Here is a 17,410-nt window from a genome sequence, read left to right on the forward strand (position 1 = left end):
AGATGCTGAAGAAATGCCTGCTGGTGCTGCTGTTGTCGGTTTCACTGACCTGCATGGCGGCGCAAGCACGCTCCCAACCACCGGCCAGCGGGCTGGTGCTGTGGCTCGACGCGGCCGATGCATCGACCATGACCGTCGATGCACAGAACCGCGTGCAGCGTTGGCGCGACAAATCCGGCCAGTCCAACGACGCCACGACAGACGATGCCGCCATGGGGCCGCAGCGGGTGGCGGACGCCCTGAACGGTCAATCGGTGGTGCGTTTCAGTGGTGTTTCGGGGTTTCTGGGCAAAAGCATCCGCAGCGCACCAGGGCCGGCGACAGTATTGCTCGTATCCCTTCGGCCAGCAGAAGCGAACGTTGATCCCTGGCAGCGGCTGTTCAGTTCGCGACCGCAGATCGCCAACAACGATAACGTGTTGCCGAATTTCGCGATCAGCCTGCGACAGACCACTGCGTATGCGCCGACCATTTCCGTGCTGGAGATTTTCGATGTGCCGATCGGTCCGTATGCGGTCGGGCGCAACGTGGTCGGCAAATCTGAAAACTTCCGCGGCGACATCGCCGAAGTGCTGGTCTACGACCGCCCGTTTGCCTCCCTCGCCGAGCGGCAACAGGCGTTTGAGTACCTGGCGGACAAATGGTCCATTGTCGTTCCCAAACAGGCCGACACCTGGACCCGGGTCGGACCGCTGGGCACGGTGCCGGTCCATACCAACCCCAACCTGCCACTGTCCGATCAGGCCAATGCGGGCCAGTGGACGCTCGACACGCAGCTGTCCGACGACTTCAACGGCACCGCCCTCGACCCCGCGCGCTGGCACGTCAACAATGCCATAGGGAACGAATCGCTCGGACGCAAACCGGCGCTGTTCAAGCCGGCGAACGCCAGCGTCCACAACGGCCACCTGAACATTGTCTTTCGCAAGGAAACCCTGCCGCAAAAGTACGTCCAGCTTGGCTTCAAGGACTACTCCTCGGCAATGGTTCGCACCCATTCGCGCGCACTCTTCGGGTATTACGAGGCGCGCGCCAAACCCATGGACTCGGCAGGCTCCAGCGCCTTCTGGCTGGCCTGGACGGGCATGGCCGACAACGCCACCGAAATCGATATCTTCGAAATCGGTGGCAAGACCAAGGATGCTGCCTTCGACCGGCTGTACAACATGAACGCCCACGTGTGGGCCACGCCGCAAAGCACCGAGCATGTTGCCAATGGCAGCAACTGGGTCAGCCCCTGGCGCCTGGCGAGTGACTTTCATGTCTACGGCTTCGACTGGCAGCCCGACACACTGCGCTGGTACGTCGATGGCGTACTGGTCAGGGAATCGAAGAACACGAATTTCTTCTTCCCGATGCAGATCATCTTTGACAGCGAGGCCATGTGGCAGTGGTTCGGCGTAGTGGACGATGCTGACCTGCCCTCTACCTTCAGCGTCGACTACGTCAAGGTGTGGCAACGCAGTCGATAGCCGCCACACCCAATCGACAACCGTCCGGTTCAAATCTCTATCGGCAGATGGTCAGTTATCAATCAGCGCTAACACGTCTGGAGCGCATTCAAATGATCAAACGCCGGCTGAAAGAACTGGATCTGCTGCGCTTCCTGGCGGCGATCGCAGTTGTGTTTTTTCACTACGCTTTTCGCGGGTACGCAAAGGGCGACATGTCGACTATGCCCTACCCGTTATTGGCTGAGCCTGCCAAATACGGCTACCTGGGTGTCGAGCTGTTTTTCATGATCAGCGGATTCGTCATTCTGATGACCGCTTCGAGCAATAATCTCAGAGTGTTTTTCATATCCCGCGTCGTCCGTATCTGCCCGGCTTTCTGGGTGTGTTGCACCCTCACTTATCTGATCACGCTCGCCATCGGACAACCACGGTATACCGCTGATGTTTATCAATACATCGCGAACATGACATTGCTGAGCGACTGGATGGGGGTCCCGCCAATAGACGGCGTGTACTGGTCTCTGTTTGCAGAAATCAAATTCTATCTGATGATCTCCATTGTGCTGGGCTTCAAGAAAATAGAGAAAATCGAGACCTACCTCGTGATCTGGCTGCTGGTCTCTGCCTTAGCGGAAATATTCATCTGGGAAAAGATGCGCTCGATATTGGTGACCGACTACGCGGCCTATTTCATAGCAGGTGCAACGTTCTACATGATATGGGCCAAGGGCATCACAAAAGCGCGAATGCTCCTGCTGGCCGGTGCATTGGCGCTGGCCTGCTACACCGCCATTGTCTGGGCCCTATTGCTCGAATCAAAATACGCGACCGAATACAATCTTCTGATCGTGTGTAGCCTGATTGTCCTGTTCTTCATCACGTTTTTGCTGGTTGCAACCAACAAAACGGCAGCCATAGGGGCATTGGACTGGACCGCATTAGGAGCGCTGACCTACCCGCTTTACCTGATACATCAAATGATCGGCTTCATGATCTTCAACATTGCTTATCCGGCAGTGAACCCGCACCTGCTGCTGTGGGGCACCATCGCCTTGATGATTGCTGCGTCTCATGTCATCCACAAAAAAATAGAAACCCCGATTGCCAGGTTCATGAAAAAACTTCTTTCAATGTCCTTCAAGCGTGTCGAGGTTAATAAGCCATGACAGAGCGTCTCAAGCCCTGAGCGCTCATGCCGATCAACAGGCCCTCGCCCAGGCTCGGCATGCCCTCGCAACGCGAGGCAGCCTTCGGGCCGACCTGGCTCTTCGTTCGTATGCACTTACCCCGTGGGAGCTAGCCGGCTAGCGATGGACGTTAACGATTACGCGTGCGATCTGAATGAACGCAGTGTCTGAACGTCAATCGCCAGCAGGCTAGCTCCCACAGGGGATTTTTTGGCGGGCATGACATGAGTGTTCACTGCCGATGACCTTGGCGACTACCGCCACAGCACCGCGAGGCAGCCTTCGGGCCGACCTGGCTCTTCGTTCGTATGCACTTACCCTGTGGGAGCTAGCCTGCTAGCGATGGACGTTAACGATTACGCGTGCGGTCTGAATGAACGCAGTGTCTGGACGTCCATCGCCAGCAGGCTAGCTCCCACAGGGGATTTTTTGGCGGGCATGACATGAGTGTTCGCTGCCGATGAACTTGACGACTACCGCCACATCACCGCGAGGCAGCCTTCGGGCCGACCTGGCTCCTCTTTCGTATGCATCCCCCTGAGCATCTCCGTCAACCCGTAGCTACCTCCACCGGACACCTTCAAATCATCGGCGAAGCACTCACCACCCGCAGCGCCAATCCTTCATAGGCATCCAGCGTGATAGTGAAGTCCCCCTCAGGCGTCAGATCCCCTTCAACCCGCTCGTTGATGATGTCGACCACCGGCCCCGGCGCGATATTGGGCAGGTGCAGGGTTTCGGTGATCGGCGTCGAGCCGAAGTTCAGCGCGGTGATTTGCGTGCCTTTGCCGGCCGGCAATTCGTGGACCATGATCAACAGTCCCGGGTGCTGCACATCCGGAATCAGGATCTGACGACTGGCGGCAATGTCATAGGCGCGGCGCGCGGCGAGGATTCTTCGCAGTTGCGAGACGAACGAATCCGGGTCCTTCAATTGGCTGGGCAGGCTGCCATACAAGGTCTTCGGACGCGGCATCTGACCCGCGGACAGTGGCGCATCCGGATTGAGGTCCACCAGATCGTAGGCCCCGCGATGAATCCAGCGCGTGTCGCCGTCGCCCATCAAGTGCTCGACCTGTTCAGCCGGCAACGGCAGCGCGCCGACCAGATCCCAGCCGGATAACGCGAACACGCCCGGCTGCATGGCGTTGTACATCACCAACAGCAAATGCACCTGACGAATCTGCTGGATATCCGCCGTCGTGATCGCGTCGAGATCACGAATCCCCAACGCCGCCGTGATGATGCTGGCAGTGGTGCAAGACACGCCGTTGGTAACGAATTTCAAGTTGTAAGGCGCGTGCTCGCCCGCCAGTCGTTCGTACATCTGCTCGCGTATGTGTTCACGCAAGATGCTGCCCGGGAAAGTCTGGCCTTGGTAGAGGTAGGTGTCATGGGCGTGCAACGTCCAGAAATGCACCAGTTCCAGGGTCAGTTCATCGTGGTTCTGCAAGGCATGGATCAGCGAACCCGGGTCGATGCCCAGGGTGTGCATCTGCCGCAGCATCAAGCGCAGGAACTCGGTATCGCCCATCAGCAACGCGTGCTGGTAGGCCGGTCGAGTGATGAAGTCATACGAAAGATCGGCGCCGCCGTGGGACATGTTGGCAATGTCGTCGACGGTCAGGTTGAGTTCCTGGAAACTGAAACCACCGGCCTTGCGGATCGCCCCGGCCAGCAACTGGTTACCGGTGATCGATAACGGGTGACTTTCAGACCAGGCCGTGCCGTCAAGCTTGCGCTCCACGCCGAGGAATCCGTTGGCGTCCAGGCGCAGGATTTTCGCGCCCATGACGTCAATGGCGTGCAGGGCATCGCCGATGATCATCTGCTGCGCGGCGAACGTCGGGTCCAGCCAGTTCAGTGACGGCTGCCCTTCCTTGAAGTAATGCAGATACACCCAGCGCCGTGGCTTGCCATCGACGCCGATCACGATTGGTGTCGCGCTCCAGTCGGTTTCCTTGACCCCCGGCTCGAAGAAAATCACCCGCTGCAACTGGCCGACGATGTAGTGCTTGTCCCGGAGCACATCGACCTGCAACGGACTGAGGTTTTGCGCATCGCGGCCGTCGGCAATATCGGGTAGAAGCGGCCAATCCTCTTCGCGGATTTCGACCATGTGGTAGAGACCCGGATAGTCTTCATACGCCATCTCGGCCAGGCGGAAATCCGCGCCTTTGCCGGTATGCGACGGGATCACGTCATCGATGATCACCGCATTGTGCGCGGCCGCCATGCGCACCAGCGCCTGAAGCTGCGCCTCGGTGCCCAGTTGCGGGTCGATCTCGAAACTGATGCGGTCGAAGTTGCCATCAATGGTAGGCGTGCGTTGGGTGCCGGTCAGGCCGCCAGACATTTTCAGCGGACCATTGTGAATGCCCTGGATGCCGATTTTCGACAGGGCATGCCATAAGGTTTCATCCCCCAGCGCCTCAAGCACGCTGCCGTCTTCGCGGGTGACGATGGACGCCGGGTAGGCGGTGAACCACACCGACGCCAGGGCTGAAGCATCTCGGGGCCGGGTGTGGGCATATGGCTGTTGCCACAGCCGCCCTTGCCCCGAGTAGAGCTTGGCGCGCTGCCTTGCGGCATGCAGCATCGATTGTTCAACCAGCCAGGTCACATGATTCTTGTCAGCCGCGGTCATAAAAACAGTCACCTGTTGTCGGGGTAAATTTGCGCTCGGCCATCCCATGCGTACCTGCACCGGTGGACCCGTCCTTTTCATATGAGGCCCTGAGACGGCATTCGTTGCATCGACGCCTGGATTCAGAACACGCTTCCCGTGGCAAGTCATACCTGGGGATGGGTCGTTAACACCTAGATGTCCCCGCGAGCAACCTAGGCATAAGTGACGCGATTGCGCCTCTCTTTAAGATACAGCGATCAAATGCCAAGGCTTGATCAGACCAGAAACTTTCCGGGTTCACGTCAATTCGACGATGCCTCACGGACAGCTGCATTCATGCAAAGCCCCTTGGCGTTTGAACATCCCCTGATCAAATAAGGACAACAGGATGAAAACTCCAAGCGTTGTATTGGGCATTGCCCTCCTCGCCACAACAGGCTTGTTAACGGCGACAACTCACGCAGCCGAGCCTCGTGAGGGTGCCGCCAGTGGAAGCCGCACAGGCGGAGATCGGGATGCGGCTGCGCCCTTGGTCCAACACGCCGCGGATAAACCAGCCAAACCATACGTAGCCGAAGGTGGCGCCGATCGCCTGAAAGAACGGCAATTGGCATCGGACGGTTCCGACCACCTCAAGCAGAATCGTGTGGCCGAAGGTGGCGCTGATCGACTGAAGGAACGGCAACTGGCGTCGGATGGTTCCGATCACCTCAAGCAGAATCGCGTCGCCGAGGGTGGTTCGGATCGTCTGATCGAACGACGACTGGCGTCGGACGGTTCCGATCACCTCAAGCAGAATCGCGTCGCCGAAGGTGGTTCGGATCGTCTGATCGAACGACGACTGGCATCGGACGGTTCCGATCATCTCAAGCAGAATCGCGTCGCGTTCGGCGCCAACAGCCGGATGCGCGGTACGCGTGTCGCGGAAGGCGGCTCCGATCGTTTGATACAGAACCATGTGGCGGACGGAGGCTACGATTCCGGATCGGACATTAATGCCGAGTTCTGCTACGCCTGCCGCTGATCGAGCATTGATTCAGTGCTCGGCTGACGGGTTCACCAACAGAAAGCTCCTTCATGAGGGTCATGCGGTTCACTTAAGCGCAGGTACCCACCTTTGTGGCGAGGGGATTTATCCCCGTTGGGTCGCGAAGCGGCCCCCAGCGTCCGTTCAGACAGACTAAGTTGCCTGCTCTACGACTGCTTCGCAGCCGAACGGGGATAAATCCCCTCGCCACAGGTGCTTGCTCGTCTGAAGGTTTTCTTAAGTGAACAGCATCACCTCCACGAGGGGCTTTTTTTGTTCGCCAACGCTCAGGACGATTTTGGCGGAAATTCAGGGGTTTATGTCCTATTGAAGGGCAAACGATTGCTTCTAGGATAGGCCCCCTGCTCCGCCCCCCGACACCAGGAATGCACGACCGAGATGAAAAACAACAGGTCTGCCAATGAGCGCAAAGTCTTTGCATTTTTCAACAGCGCCAATGGCAAGGGACTACGCACACCCTGCGAACAAAGCGTAAACGCATCGATTTGCATCAGTTCAAACCCGTTGATCAACGCATTGGGATGGCTGATCGGACTGGTGGTGGCCTGCGGCATCGTGATAATCAATTCCGAGACGCACACCGACCTCGCTCCGACGATTCTGTACATCACGCTGCTGCTGATGGCGGCCAACCTGTTTTCAATCAACGTCGTGATTTCAATCGCGCTGGTCTGCATGCTGCTGCTGACCGCGACGTTTCTTTACAACGGCGGCTATCAACGGTGGGAGTCGACAACAGGGTTCTTCCGCTGCCTGACCGCACTGTCGGCGATTACCTTCTTGGCGCTGCGCAGCAAATATGCTGCCGACCGACTGCGCCATAACGAGGTGTACCTGATCGGCGCCCAACGTCTGAGCCAGACCGGCAGCATCGGCTTTCGGGCCGGCAGCGAAGCAATCTCCTGGTCAGATGAATCGGCGAGGATTTTCGAGTACTCGCTGACCCAAGCCCCGACCTTCTCGATGGTCCTGGCCCGTACTCACCCGGCTGACCTTGCGCTGGTGCATGAGGTCTTTGCCAGGGCGACACGCCATGAAGCGCTGATCGAGGTCAAACACCGCTTGCTGATGCCGGACGGACGTATCAAGCATGTCCATATGATCGCGAGTCCCTTGTTCACCCAGCACGAACGCTCCAGATACGTCGGGGCGCTGATGGATATCACCGCCAGCAAGCAAGCCGAAGAGGCCCTCTTCTGCGCCCAGGCGCAACTGGCACATGTGAGCCGCGTCACGTCGCTGGGCGAACTGGCGGCGTCCATTGCCCATGAGGTGAACCAGCCGCTGACGGCCATCACCAGCAGCAGCGAAGCCTGTCGTCGCTGGCTCGACCGCCCCGTCCCGGATCTGAACGAAGCGATGGCATCACTGGATCGCATCATCGCCAGTTCGTGCCGCGCCAGCGATGTCATCAGCCGGATCCGGACGCTGTCACGCAAGTGCGGTCCGCAGCGCCAGAGCGAGTCGCTGAACGACATCGTCAGCGAGACGCTGAGCCTGGTTCAACAAGAGTTGGCTCACCACAAAATCAGTCCGAAAGTCGATCTGGTGGCGCGCTCGGGACGCATCCATGCGGATCGGGTGCAGCTGCAGCAAGTGATCATTAACCTGATCATCAACGCCTGCCATGCCTTGGCCGAGGTCGAGGTGTGTGAGCGGATTCTGCATGTGCGCACGTGGGTCAAGGACAACGAGGCTGTGGTGGAAGTGGCTGACCTGGGCTCCGGCATCGCGGCGCATGTCCTGCCATCCCTGTTTACCCCCTTTTTCACGACCAAGGAAAACGGCATGGGCATGGGCCTCTCCATCTGCCGCTCGATCATTGATTTTCACGGCGGGAGAATCTGGGCCACCAGCGCCATTGGCCACGGCACGTCGTTCAAGGTCGCGCTGCCGCTGCTCGTCACCCTCGAAACCGCCTGATTTACCAGGACAACTGCTCACAGGGAAGCTCCATGAACAAGCATCACCCCATGAACAAAGTCAGCAACAGTGAGCCTCTGGTCTTCATCGTCGATGATGATGCGCCGCTGCGTGAGGCGGTCGGCAGCCTGCTGCGCTCCATCGGCCTGCAGGTCGAATTGTTCGGCTCTGTCGCCGACTTCATGAAATACAACCGACCGGACATTCCCAGCTGCCTGGTGCTGGATGTACGACTGCAAGGCAGCAGCGGACTGGATTTCCAGCAGGAGCTGGTGGCGGCCAACATCAACCTGCCGATCGTATTCATGACCGGGCACGGCGACATCGCCATGACGGTCCGTGCGATGAAGGCCGGCGCGGTGGATTTCCTCGAGAAACCATTTCGCGAACAGGACTTGATCGATGCGGTGTCCGCTGCCCATGCACGCGACAAGGCGCGGCGCGAGTCGGAGCGTGGCAACGACGAGTTGCGCAACCGCTATGCAACGTTGACGCCCAGGGAGCAAACAGTGATGGCACTGGCCGTATCGGGGTTGATGAACAAGCAGATCGCCGGGGAAATCGGCTTGAGCCAGATCACGGTCAAGATCCACCGCGGCCAGGCCATGCGAAAAATGTTCGCACGCTCTTTTGCCGACCTTGTTCGAATGGCGCAAGCGCTGGGAATTGACCGTCCTCAGTGACGTGGCTATACGCAGGTATACTGTGCCGCGCTTCGGGATTGCGTATCGTGCAGTGATGGCGGGCACTCTTTATGGGCTACCCGATATCACCCAGGTACTTAAATGTCCCAACCATTTATTATTTCCGTGGTCGACGATGACGAATCGGTCCGTAACGCACTGGACAGTTTATTGCGTTCCAACGGATACACCGTCCGGGTATACGCCACTGCCGAAGAGTTCCTCTCAAGCAATGGCCCGCAGACCACCTCCTGCCTGATCTCCGATGTACAAATGCCCGGCCTGTCGGGCATTCAACTGTATGAAGAACTCTCCGCCCGGGGCATTCACCTTCCCGTCATCTTCATCAGCGGCTACCTCGATTCACTCCCTCAGGCCAGCGCAACGACCCTGAAACCCATCGCGTTTTTTCCAAAGCCATTCCCCTGCGGCGAACTGATTGCCTGCATCGAAGGCATTCTCGTTCGCCACGCCTGATAGCGCCCTCCTGCGGTCAGATCACGAGGTCTGCGCGCTCTAATGTTTCGCCCTCTTAATACATGGGTATGCCTTGCTCATACTCAGGCGTGTTTACGCTGACCTCAGGTAGAAGTGTCCTGCCCTCCCCCCGTCGATAACATCTTCTGCGTCTTCAGGAGGATTGCGGTGATCGACATGTATGGCTTTTTTGAGAATCCGTATCGAGTGTTGAAGTTGTCTCATGTGTTGTTGATCGGCGGGCTGATCATGCTGCTGGTCGGCATCATCCTGGCATACGGCTGCGACGCCTACCTGACACTGCCGGCCCTGGTGGGTGCCCATGCCATGACGATTCTGGGCCCGACAGCGATCAAGCTCGGGTATGTCATGCGCCTGCTGGCCCATAACCGCCTGCGCCTCAATCTGAAGTCGCCGTTGAACGGCGCCGCTGCCTGATCCGCTTTTTTTTACGACCCGGCCAGCTCCCTCCTTGCTGAACCGGCGATTCCCAAACGCCCGCCAACCCGTTTTTTTGGCGGGCTTTTTTTTTCATCGGATTTACGCCACCGCGCGTTCACGTTTCAAGGCTGGCAACGCGATGGCGAGTGCCAGGCCAATCAGCCCCGCCGCGACCGCAAAGGTGATGGCCATGCCACGGGCGACTGCGTCCGGGGCTGCGGCGGTGACATCGGTCGTCGATGAAGCCAGCGCAAACACTGCGCCCATGACCGAGGCACCGGTCATGAGCCCGAGATTGCGTGACAGGCTGAGCAGGCCGGAGACAACGCCGCGCTGATCCGTACTGACGCCCAGCATGATCAACGTGTTGTTGGCCGCCTGAAACAGCGCATAACTGGCCGTGATCACAGCGATGGGCCCGAGGTAGCCAAGGACGCCAAAACCCGTCGGCATCAAGGACAGAACACAGGCCCCGAGCGCCATCGCAACAAGCCCGGAACGGGTCATGCGTCGTGCGCCAAAACGGTCCACCAGGCGGCCGGCGGGCACGCCAGTCAACGCGGCAACCAACGGGCCGACTGACAACGTGAGCCCGACCAGCGCTGCATTCAGTCCGAGCGCGCCCGAGAGGTAGAACGGCCCGACGACCAACGTCGACATCATCACCGTCGAGACCAGCATGCTCATGGCCAGGCTCGCCCTCAATCCCGGATCACGCAACAGCGCCAGTTTGATCAGGGGCGATGCAACCGTCGCTTCGATGAACAGGAAAACGCCGGTACCGGCAACTGCGATCAGCAATAACGCGAGGTTGAGCGAACTCCAGACACCGCCACCCAACGTCATTGCCAGCGCATACGCGCCGAGTGTCAGCGCCAGCACCAGCGTGCCTGAACAGTCGAAACCACCGCGCTGGGCCTTCGGCATCTGGCGGTCTGCAGGCAAGTAGAGATACGCGAGTACACCGTTCAAAACACCCAACGGCAGGTTAACCAGAAAAATCGCCTGCCAGCCGAAACCGGACATCAACACGCCACCGAGCGATGGCCCCAGCGTGGTGCCGATCGCTGACATCGTGCCGAGCAATCCCATGGCGCTGCCGGTCTGCGCCTTGGGCACCGTTTCCCCGACAAACGCCACGGTAAGCGCCAACATGATCGCCGCGCCGACGCCTTGCACCGCCCGGGCGGCGACCAGCCACCACAGCGACGGCGCCAGGCCACAGGCCAGTGAAGCGAGTGTGAAAATGGCGATACCGGCCAGCATCAAGCGCCGACGGCCGACGATGTCGCCCAAGCGTCCAACGCTGACAATCAACGTCGTGATCGCCAGCAGATACGCCAGGACGATCCACTGCACTTCCTGGAAGGAAGCATCGAGTGCCTTTGCCAAGGTCGGCAAGCCTGCATGGGCGATGCTGGTGTCGAGTGAAGGCATCAACATCGACAGCGAGAGGCTGGCTAGTGCCCATCGGACCGATCCGGAATGCGTGATGAGTTTCATGGTCTGGCCACTCAGGGAAAGTTGACCTTCAGCGTATGCCCGCGCGGGACATGGCGTAAGACGCACCACTTGCACTTGATACCTGCACGCGACGCCATGTCATCACTCAGCCGTGCTAACGTTGACGCATGACGACTCCCGACCTGAATTTGCTGATTACCCTCGATGCGCTGCTCGCTGAAGGCAGTGTTGCGCGTGCCGCCCAACGCTTGCGGCTGAGCCCGTCGGCGATGAGCCGGGCGCTGGCACGGTTGCGTGAAACCACTGGCGATCCGCTGCTGGTCCGCGCAGGACGCGGCCTGGTACCGACACCCAGGGCCCTGGAACTGCGCGAGCAGGTCAGCCAACTGGTGCAGCACGCCGAAGCGGTGCTGCGACCCGCCGAGCAGCTAAACCTCAAACAACTGGTGCGAACCTTCACCCTGCGCACTAGCGACGGTTTTGTAGAGAACTTCGGACCGGCACTGATTGCTCGCCTCAACGAAGAAGCACCCGGCGTACGCCTGCATTTTCTGCAGAAACTGAACCAGGACAGCACGCTGCTACGTGACGGCACGGTCGATCTGGAAACCGGCGTTGTTGCCGACACCACCAGCCCGGAAGTGCGCACCCGCGCGCTGTACCAGGATCGCTTTATTGGTGTGGTACGCCCGGGTCATCCGCTGAGCAAGGGCAAGATCACGCATGCCCGGTATGCGGCCGGCAGGCATGTCCTGGTCTCGCGGCGCGGACGGGACAAAGGCCCGATGGATGACGCCCTGAAACCGCTGGGACTGGCGCGGGAGATTGTCACCATCGTCGGCGGTTTCTCTGCGGCGCTGGCGCTGGCCCGGGCTTCGGACCTGATCGCTACGGTGCCCGAACGACACACCCACAATCTGCGCGCCGGCCTGCACAGCTTTCCCCTTCCGGTCGCCACGCCAGTGATCACCATTTCACTGCTGTGGCACCCGCGAATGGACGCCGACGCCGCGCACCAGTGGTTGCGTGGATGTATTCGGGAAGTGTGCGCGGCGCCCCTGGATTAGCGCTTATCGGATGCTTTCGCACCCTGTGGGAGCGAGCTTGCTCGCGAAGGCGTCGTGTCAGCCGACAATAATCTTTAATGACACACCGCATTCGCGAGCAAGCCCGCTCCCACAGGTTCTGCGGCCAAGTCGGCGAACCGGGACTAGACTCAATCCGTTGCTTCGGGCCACACCGGTCGGGCCAGTGATCTGGATATGAGGGAACAGTCATGAGCGACAAAGACAATCTGCGTAAGTACTCCTCTCAAGTGGTCGACGGCGTCGAGCGTGCGCCCGGCCGCTCCATGCTGCGAGCCGTGGGCTTCACGGACGAAGACTTCAAAAAACCGCAGATCGGCATCGCCTCTACATGGGCGATGGTCACGCCGTGCAACATGCACATCGACAAGCTCGCCATTGAAGCGGAAAAAGGCGCGAATGCCGCCGGTGCCAAGGGCGTCATTTTCAACACCATCACTATTTCCGACGGCATCGCCAACGGCACCGAAGGCATGAAGTATTCGCTGGTATCGCGGGAGGTGATCGCCGACTCCATCGAGGTGGTGGTCGGTTGCGAAGGCTTTGACGGTCTGGTGACCGTGGGCGGTTGTGACAAGAACATGCCGGGGTGCCTGATTGGCATGGCGCGGCTGAATCGCCCGTCGATCTTCGTCTATGGCGGCACCATCCGCCCGGGCGCCGGCCACACTGACATCATTTCCGTGTTCGAGGCCGTGGGCCAGAATGCTCGCGGCGATATCAACGAGATTCAGGTCAAGCAGATCGAAGAAGTGGCGATTCCCGGCCCCGGCTCATGCGGCGGCATGTACACGGCCAACACCATGGCCTCGGCTATCGAGGCATTGGGCATGAGCCTGCCCGGTTCCAGTTCCCAGGATGCCGTCGGCAGCGATAAAGCGTCAGACAGCTTCCGCGCCGGTCAGCAGGTCATGGAGTTGCTCAAGCTGGACCTCAAACCCCGCGACATCATGACCCGCAAGGCCTTCGAGAACGCCATCCGCGTGGTGATCGCCCTCGCCGGCTCGACCAACGCTGTGCTGCATTTGTTGGCCATGGCGCATGCGGTGGACGTCGAGCTGACGCTGGATGATTTCGTCGAGCTGGGCAAGGTGTCCCCGGTGGTGGCCGACCTGCGTCCCAGCGGCAAATACATGATGAGCGAGCTGGTGTCCATCGGAGGCATCCAGCCGCTGATGAAACGCATGCTCGCTGCCGGCATGCTGCATGGCGATGCGATGACGGTGACAGGCAAGACCCTGGCGGAAAACCTGGAGAACGTGCCCGACTATCCCGAAGGTCAGGACGTGATTCTGCCGTTCGACCAGCCAGTGAAAAAGGACTCCCATCTGGTGGTCCTGCGCGGCAACCTTTCGCCCACGGGCGCGGTGGCCAAGATCACCGGCAAGGAAGGCTTGCGCTTTGAAGGCACGGCACGTGTGTACCACGGTGAAGAAGGTGCGCTGGCCGGGATTCTCAATGGCGAAGTCAAAGCCGGCGACGTCATTGTGATTCGCTATGAGGGGCCCAAGGGTGGGCCCGGCATGCGCGAAATGCTCTCGCCGACTTCGGCGGTCATGGGCAAAGGGCTGGGCAAGGAAGTCGCGCTGATCACCGACGGCCGCTTCTCCGGCGGTTCCCATGGTTTTGTGGTCGGGCACATCACGCCGGAAGCCTTTGAAGGCGGGCCGATTGCGCTGATTGAAGATGGCGACAAGATCACCATCGACGCTGAAACCCGGCAGATTACGGTGGATATTTCCGACGCCGAACTGGCCGATCGCAAGACTCGCTGGGTGCGCCCGGAAACCAAATACAAACGCGGAGTGCTGGCCAAGTATGCCAAGACTGTGTCCAGTGCTTCAGAGGGGGCGGTTACGGATAAATATCTTTAGGGAACGGGGTTCTGTGTTGTCTGACCTGACGCAATCGCGAGCAGGCTCACTCCCACCTGGATCTGCGGTGAACACAAATTCTTTGTTCAGTGAAGATCCAATGTGGGAGCGAGCCTGCTCGCGATGAGGCCCTGACAATCACCAAAAATCAAATGATCGGAACGCCATCCTCAAAGCCGAAACCGATCCACCGACTGCGACAGCTTACCCGCCAAAGTCGACAGCTCATCAGTCGTCGAAGCAGTCTGCCCAATCACCTTGCTGTTGCCTTCCGACATACCGGCAATCATGTCCACCTGATGGGCGATTTCATTACTGGCCAGGCTCTGTTCGCCGATCGTACGGGTGATGTCGTTCACCAGTTCGGTGGTATTGAGCGTGGCCTGGAGAATTTCGCGGATGGCGCGCTCGACGTCGGCGGTCACGGCCATGCCCTTGTCGACCTGAGCAACGCCCGCCTCCATGCTGGTCACCGCCTCGCGGGTGCTTTGCTGGATGCGCGAGACCATGCTGGCGATTTCCTGGGTGGAGGCGCTGGTACGTCCAGCGAGACTGCGGACTTCGTCGGCCACCACGGCAAAACCTCGGCCTTGCTCGCCGGCACGCGCGGCTTCGATCGCAGCGTTGAGGGCCAGCAGGTTGGTTTGATCGGCGATGCCCTTGATCACCTGGATGATGCTGAAAATCCCCTCCGACTCCTTGTCCAGCGTGCGGATCACCTGCGCTGACTGCTGCGCCGAACGCGCGATGCCGTCCATGTCGTTGACCACCTGATGGATCACGCGACCGCCATCCTTGGCCAGTGCCTCGGCCTGATTGGCCATGTTCAGTGCGCGTTCGGCGTGGCGGGTGATTTCCTCGATGCTCGCGGTCATTTCACTGGCGGCAGCGGCCATGGTGCTGGCCGCGACGCTTTGCTGCTGGCTGCTGTCGGCGACCTGATGGCAGCCGCTGCTCAACTGCACACTCATGCCACTCACGCCATGGGCATTGCTGCGAACCACCTCGATCATGCCGCGCAAGTCCCGCTGCATGGTGGCCAGGCTGCGGATCAAGGCGCTGGCTTCGTCCTTGTGGGTCGGTTCGACGATAGGTTCGCTCAGGTTGCCATGGGCGATGCTTTGAGCAATACGGCTGGCGGTCTGCAGCGGACCCATGATGCTCGAAATCACCCAGCGCCCCTGAATGACCAGCAAAAGCAGGCTGGCGATCAGCACGATACCCAGCGTGAAGTTGGCGCTGCTGATGGCTTGCTCAGTGCCCTTGCTGGTCTGTTGGGTGTTGGTTTCGATCACTTCGCTGAGGGCCGCCATCTGGTCTTCCAGTTGGCTGAATGCGGTATTAAACGTGCCCAGTTCCTTTTGCGCGGAGTCCGGATTTTCCAGCGCCAGACCGACAATGCGCTCGGCCGCACTGATGTAGGTATCGAGGCTTGGCTTGACCTTGTTCAGGCCGGTCTTGATGGTGTCGTTGACCGGCAACTTGAGGTTTTCGCCCAGCACTTCACGAAAATGCGCCGCATGTTCCTCGATGGAACTGCGCACCTCGGCCTTGCTGCTGGTGCTTTTGCCCAGCCCGACCACCATCGCAGACAGCACATCGGCGCGCAGTGCGTCATGCATCATGTCGGCTTCGAGATGATTGCGCAGCGCGGTCATGCTGACCTCGTTGTCCTTCACCGCTTCCGCCATCCGGGTGTTTCCCACGTAACTGACCAGGCTCACGATCAATGCGGTGAGCAAGCTCGTACCAATCAGCAGCAGTAATCTTAATTTTATAGACATGGGGTAACCCTCTTGGTACGTCGCTTTTATGAACACGTTATCGGCTGCGCCGGCCACTCTTTGAAGCCTGACGCCGGACTTTCGGTGTTTTGCGACATGCGGTAGGTGCACTCAAGGGTTACGAATCGTCCAAAGGCGTCACGCGCCAGTTCTGCTGCAACTGCGGCTCTTCGCTGTTCTGGTCTGATTCGAAGGGGGCGTTTTCGGAGTGGGTTTCGATAGCGATCGGTACGCTGGATACGCCTTTTCTGGCGTTGAAGCACAAACACTCTTTTATTGAATCGAAAGCCTGTTGGTACGAAGTGGATGCAGTAAAGGACTAGCGCTTGCGCGCCAGGCGCTTCTGCCAATTTCCGCCATTGGCACGCTGGCATTGCTCTTCAGAATCAAACAGCACGTGGGCCGAGACCGGGCTGAGGGGCACATCTGCTTCGCTTAACGCGATGGCCGTCAGTTCGACCATGCGCTCGCCCTGCCCGCTGGCCAGTGCCTGATCCTTGTTGGCCCGGGTATCGAAAACCCAGACAATCCTCAGGCTGGAAGGAAATTGGTCGTAATCGACTTCGTGGGTCAGCCATTCAAATCCGACGATTTGTGCTTTGGCCGTTTCGCATGCGTCGGTCAGGGTGGCAATCAGGCGACGCTCGATGTGTGCCTGATCGCGTTTGCTTAATACCATGGGGAATCCTTGTGTTGTCGCAATTCTAGACCGCTATCAATCGTGCACGCCTTCGGACACTTGATGCTCCCTGCAAATCAAATCGATTTCGCCGGACTCCAGGGGTTCCTGGGTCAGTCCACAAAAAGCGCTGCCTGCCTTTGTCTGATGGAAGCGGCAGCTTCGGCAAAGCCCGAAGCTCGGTACATTTTCCCCTTGCTGGATATTCCTCAACAGTTCCAGCAGCAGCTGTTCCAGGTCCTCTGAACGAGCGCCCATGCGCTGGGCGGCAGCGACCAGAAAATCCGGTGGCATCACGGCGTCCAGCAGGGCTCTGGCCGGCGCGGTCAATTCCAGGTGCACGCTGCGTTTGTCTTTGGCGTCCGGGGTTTTGATCAGCAGTCCGTTGGATTCCAGCGCCTTGAGCGATTGCGACACCGTGCCCTTGGTCAGCCCCAGATACTCGGTCACCGCCAACGGTGTGTTGGAGTAACGATTGCAGCGGCCCAGATACATCAGCGCACTCAATTGGATCGGCTGCAGATCCGTCAATTTCGGGTGCTCGCGAAACCAGACGCGCGTCAGGCTCGACAGTCTTTCCAGCAGATCGAACAACACGTGGAAATTCCAGATCAATAGGGGTGATAAATAGTATCGGATAAAAACCATATTGACAAAAAGCGTCCTTGTCGTAGGCTTGGTA

General features: G+C 59.3%; 15 protein-coding genes and 2 pseudogenes. 11 read left to right on the plus strand and 6 right to left on the minus strand.

Annotated elements, in window-relative coordinates; all coding sequences use genetic code 11:
• The first annotated feature begins 2 nt into the window (after positions 1 to 2).
• On the plus strand, positions 3 to 1,472 hold the full coding sequence (locus tag ACRC4F_RS15975; protein WP_438660208.1) for a family 16 glycosylhydrolase: 1,470 nt from the start codon (positions 3 to 5) through the stop codon (positions 1,470 to 1,472).
• 92 nt (positions 1,473 to 1,564) lie between these two features.
• Positions 1,565 to 2,620, plus strand: coding sequence for an acyltransferase family protein (locus ACRC4F_RS15980; RefSeq protein WP_438660209.1), 1,056 nt, complete (start codon positions 1,565 to 1,567; stop codon positions 2,618 to 2,620).
• A gap of 601 nt (positions 2,621 to 3,221) precedes the next feature.
• Here the strand turns inward: ACRC4F_RS15980 and treS are convergent.
• Positions 3,222 to 5,288, minus strand: coding sequence for a maltose alpha-D-glucosyltransferase (gene treS, locus ACRC4F_RS15985; protein ID WP_438660210.1), 2,067 nt, complete (start codon positions 5,286 to 5,288; stop codon positions 3,222 to 3,224).
• 370 nt (positions 5,289 to 5,658) lie between these two features.
• On the opposite strand from treS, the gene ACRC4F_RS15990 reads away from it, so the two are divergent.
• From ACRC4F_RS15990 to ACRC4F_RS16010, 5 genes are all read left to right on the plus strand, one after another.
• On the plus strand, positions 5,659 to 6,294 hold the full coding sequence (locus ACRC4F_RS15990) for a phage infection protein (protein WP_438660211.1): 636 nt from the start codon (positions 5,659 to 5,661) through the stop codon (positions 6,292 to 6,294).
• Positions 6,295 to 6,696: 402 nt separating this feature from the next.
• Entirely contained in the window at positions 6,697 to 8,241 is a 1,545-nt protein-coding gene (locus ACRC4F_RS15995) for a sensor histidine kinase (protein WP_438660212.1), read from the plus strand.
• 32 nt (positions 8,242 to 8,273) lie between these two features.
• Complete coding sequence (locus tag ACRC4F_RS16000) at positions 8,274 to 8,924, plus strand: response regulator transcription factor (protein WP_438660213.1); 651 nt, start codon at positions 8,274 to 8,276, stop codon at positions 8,922 to 8,924.
• Between the two features lie 102 nt (positions 8,925 to 9,026).
• Positions 9,027 to 9,401 (plus strand): response regulator transcription factor, encoded by a 375-nt coding sequence (locus ACRC4F_RS16005; RefSeq protein WP_438660214.1) that lies wholly within the window; start codon positions 9,027 to 9,029, stop codon positions 9,399 to 9,401.
• Between the two features lie 177 nt (positions 9,402 to 9,578).
• Positions 9,579 to 9,839 carry a transmembrane sensor/regulator PpyR gene (locus ACRC4F_RS16010; RefSeq protein WP_438660402.1) on the plus strand — a complete coding sequence of 87 codons (261 nt, stop codon included), beginning with the start codon at positions 9,579 to 9,581 and terminating at the stop codon, positions 9,837 to 9,839.
• A 102-nt stretch (positions 9,840 to 9,941) separates the two neighbouring features.
• Here the strand turns inward: ACRC4F_RS16010 and ACRC4F_RS16015 are convergent, their stop codons facing one another.
• Positions 9,942 to 11,345 carry an MFS transporter gene (locus ACRC4F_RS16015; RefSeq protein ID WP_438660215.1) on the minus strand — a complete coding sequence of 468 codons (1,404 nt, stop codon included), beginning with the start codon at positions 11,343 to 11,345 and terminating at the stop codon, positions 9,942 to 9,944.
• Between the two features lie 128 nt (positions 11,346 to 11,473).
• Between ACRC4F_RS16015 and ACRC4F_RS16020 the strand changes: the two genes are divergently transcribed.
• From ACRC4F_RS16020 to ilvD, 3 genes and pseudogenes are all read left to right on the plus strand, one after another.
• The gene (locus tag ACRC4F_RS16020; protein WP_438660216.1) at positions 11,474 to 12,373 is read left to right on the plus strand and encodes a LysR family transcriptional regulator; all 900 of its coding nucleotides are present in this window, start codon (positions 11,474 to 11,476) and stop codon (positions 12,371 to 12,373) included.
• A 10-nt stretch (positions 12,374 to 12,383) separates the two neighbouring features.
• Positions 12,384 to 12,503: pseudogene (locus ACRC4F_RS16025) on the plus strand (metal ABC transporter ATP-binding protein); the annotation flags it as partial.
• A 79-nt stretch (positions 12,504 to 12,582) separates the two neighbouring features.
• A complete protein-coding gene (ilvD, locus tag ACRC4F_RS16030; RefSeq protein WP_438660217.1) occupies positions 12,583 to 14,265 on the plus strand; it encodes a dihydroxy-acid dehydratase in 1,683 nt (560 codons plus the stop codon).
• A gap of 170 nt (positions 14,266 to 14,435) precedes the next feature.
• On the opposite strand, the gene ACRC4F_RS16035 is transcribed toward ilvD, so the two are convergent.
• Positions 14,436 to 15,299, minus strand: a complete 864-nt coding sequence (locus tag ACRC4F_RS16035) for a methyl-accepting chemotaxis protein (protein ID WP_371922082.1) — start codon at positions 15,297 to 15,299, stop codon at positions 14,436 to 14,438.
• Positions 15,294 to 16,049: pseudogene (locus tag ACRC4F_RS16040) on the minus strand (MCP four helix bundle domain-containing protein); the annotation flags it as partial. The pseudogene ACRC4F_RS16040 and the gene ACRC4F_RS16035, both read right to left, overlap by 6 nt.
• A gap of 89 nt (positions 16,050 to 16,138) precedes the next feature.
• Here ACRC4F_RS16040 and ACRC4F_RS16045 point away from each other — a divergent pair.
• Positions 16,139 to 16,372 carry a GFA family protein gene (locus tag ACRC4F_RS16045; protein WP_438660218.1) on the plus strand — a complete coding sequence of 78 codons (234 nt, stop codon included), beginning with the start codon at positions 16,139 to 16,141 and terminating at the stop codon, positions 16,370 to 16,372.
• On the opposite strand, the gene ACRC4F_RS16050 is transcribed toward ACRC4F_RS16045, so the two are convergent.
• Entirely contained in the window at positions 16,369 to 16,728 is a 360-nt protein-coding gene (locus ACRC4F_RS16050) for a hypothetical protein (protein WP_438660219.1), read from the minus strand. The two genes, ACRC4F_RS16045 and ACRC4F_RS16050, sit on opposite strands and share 4 nt — an antisense overlap.
• A gap of 36 nt (positions 16,729 to 16,764) precedes the next feature.
• Positions 16,765 to 17,325: a MarR family winged helix-turn-helix transcriptional regulator gene (locus tag ACRC4F_RS16055; RefSeq protein WP_438660220.1), complete on the minus strand. Its 561-nt coding sequence runs from the start codon at positions 17,323 to 17,325 to the stop codon at positions 16,765 to 16,767.
• Positions 17,326 to 17,410: the final 85 nt, after the last annotated feature.

Origin of the sequence: Pseudomonas sp. (assembly GCF_051660785.1) — a bacterium.
GTDB lineage: Bacteria > Pseudomonadota > Gammaproteobacteria > Pseudomonadales > Pseudomonadaceae > Aquipseudomonas.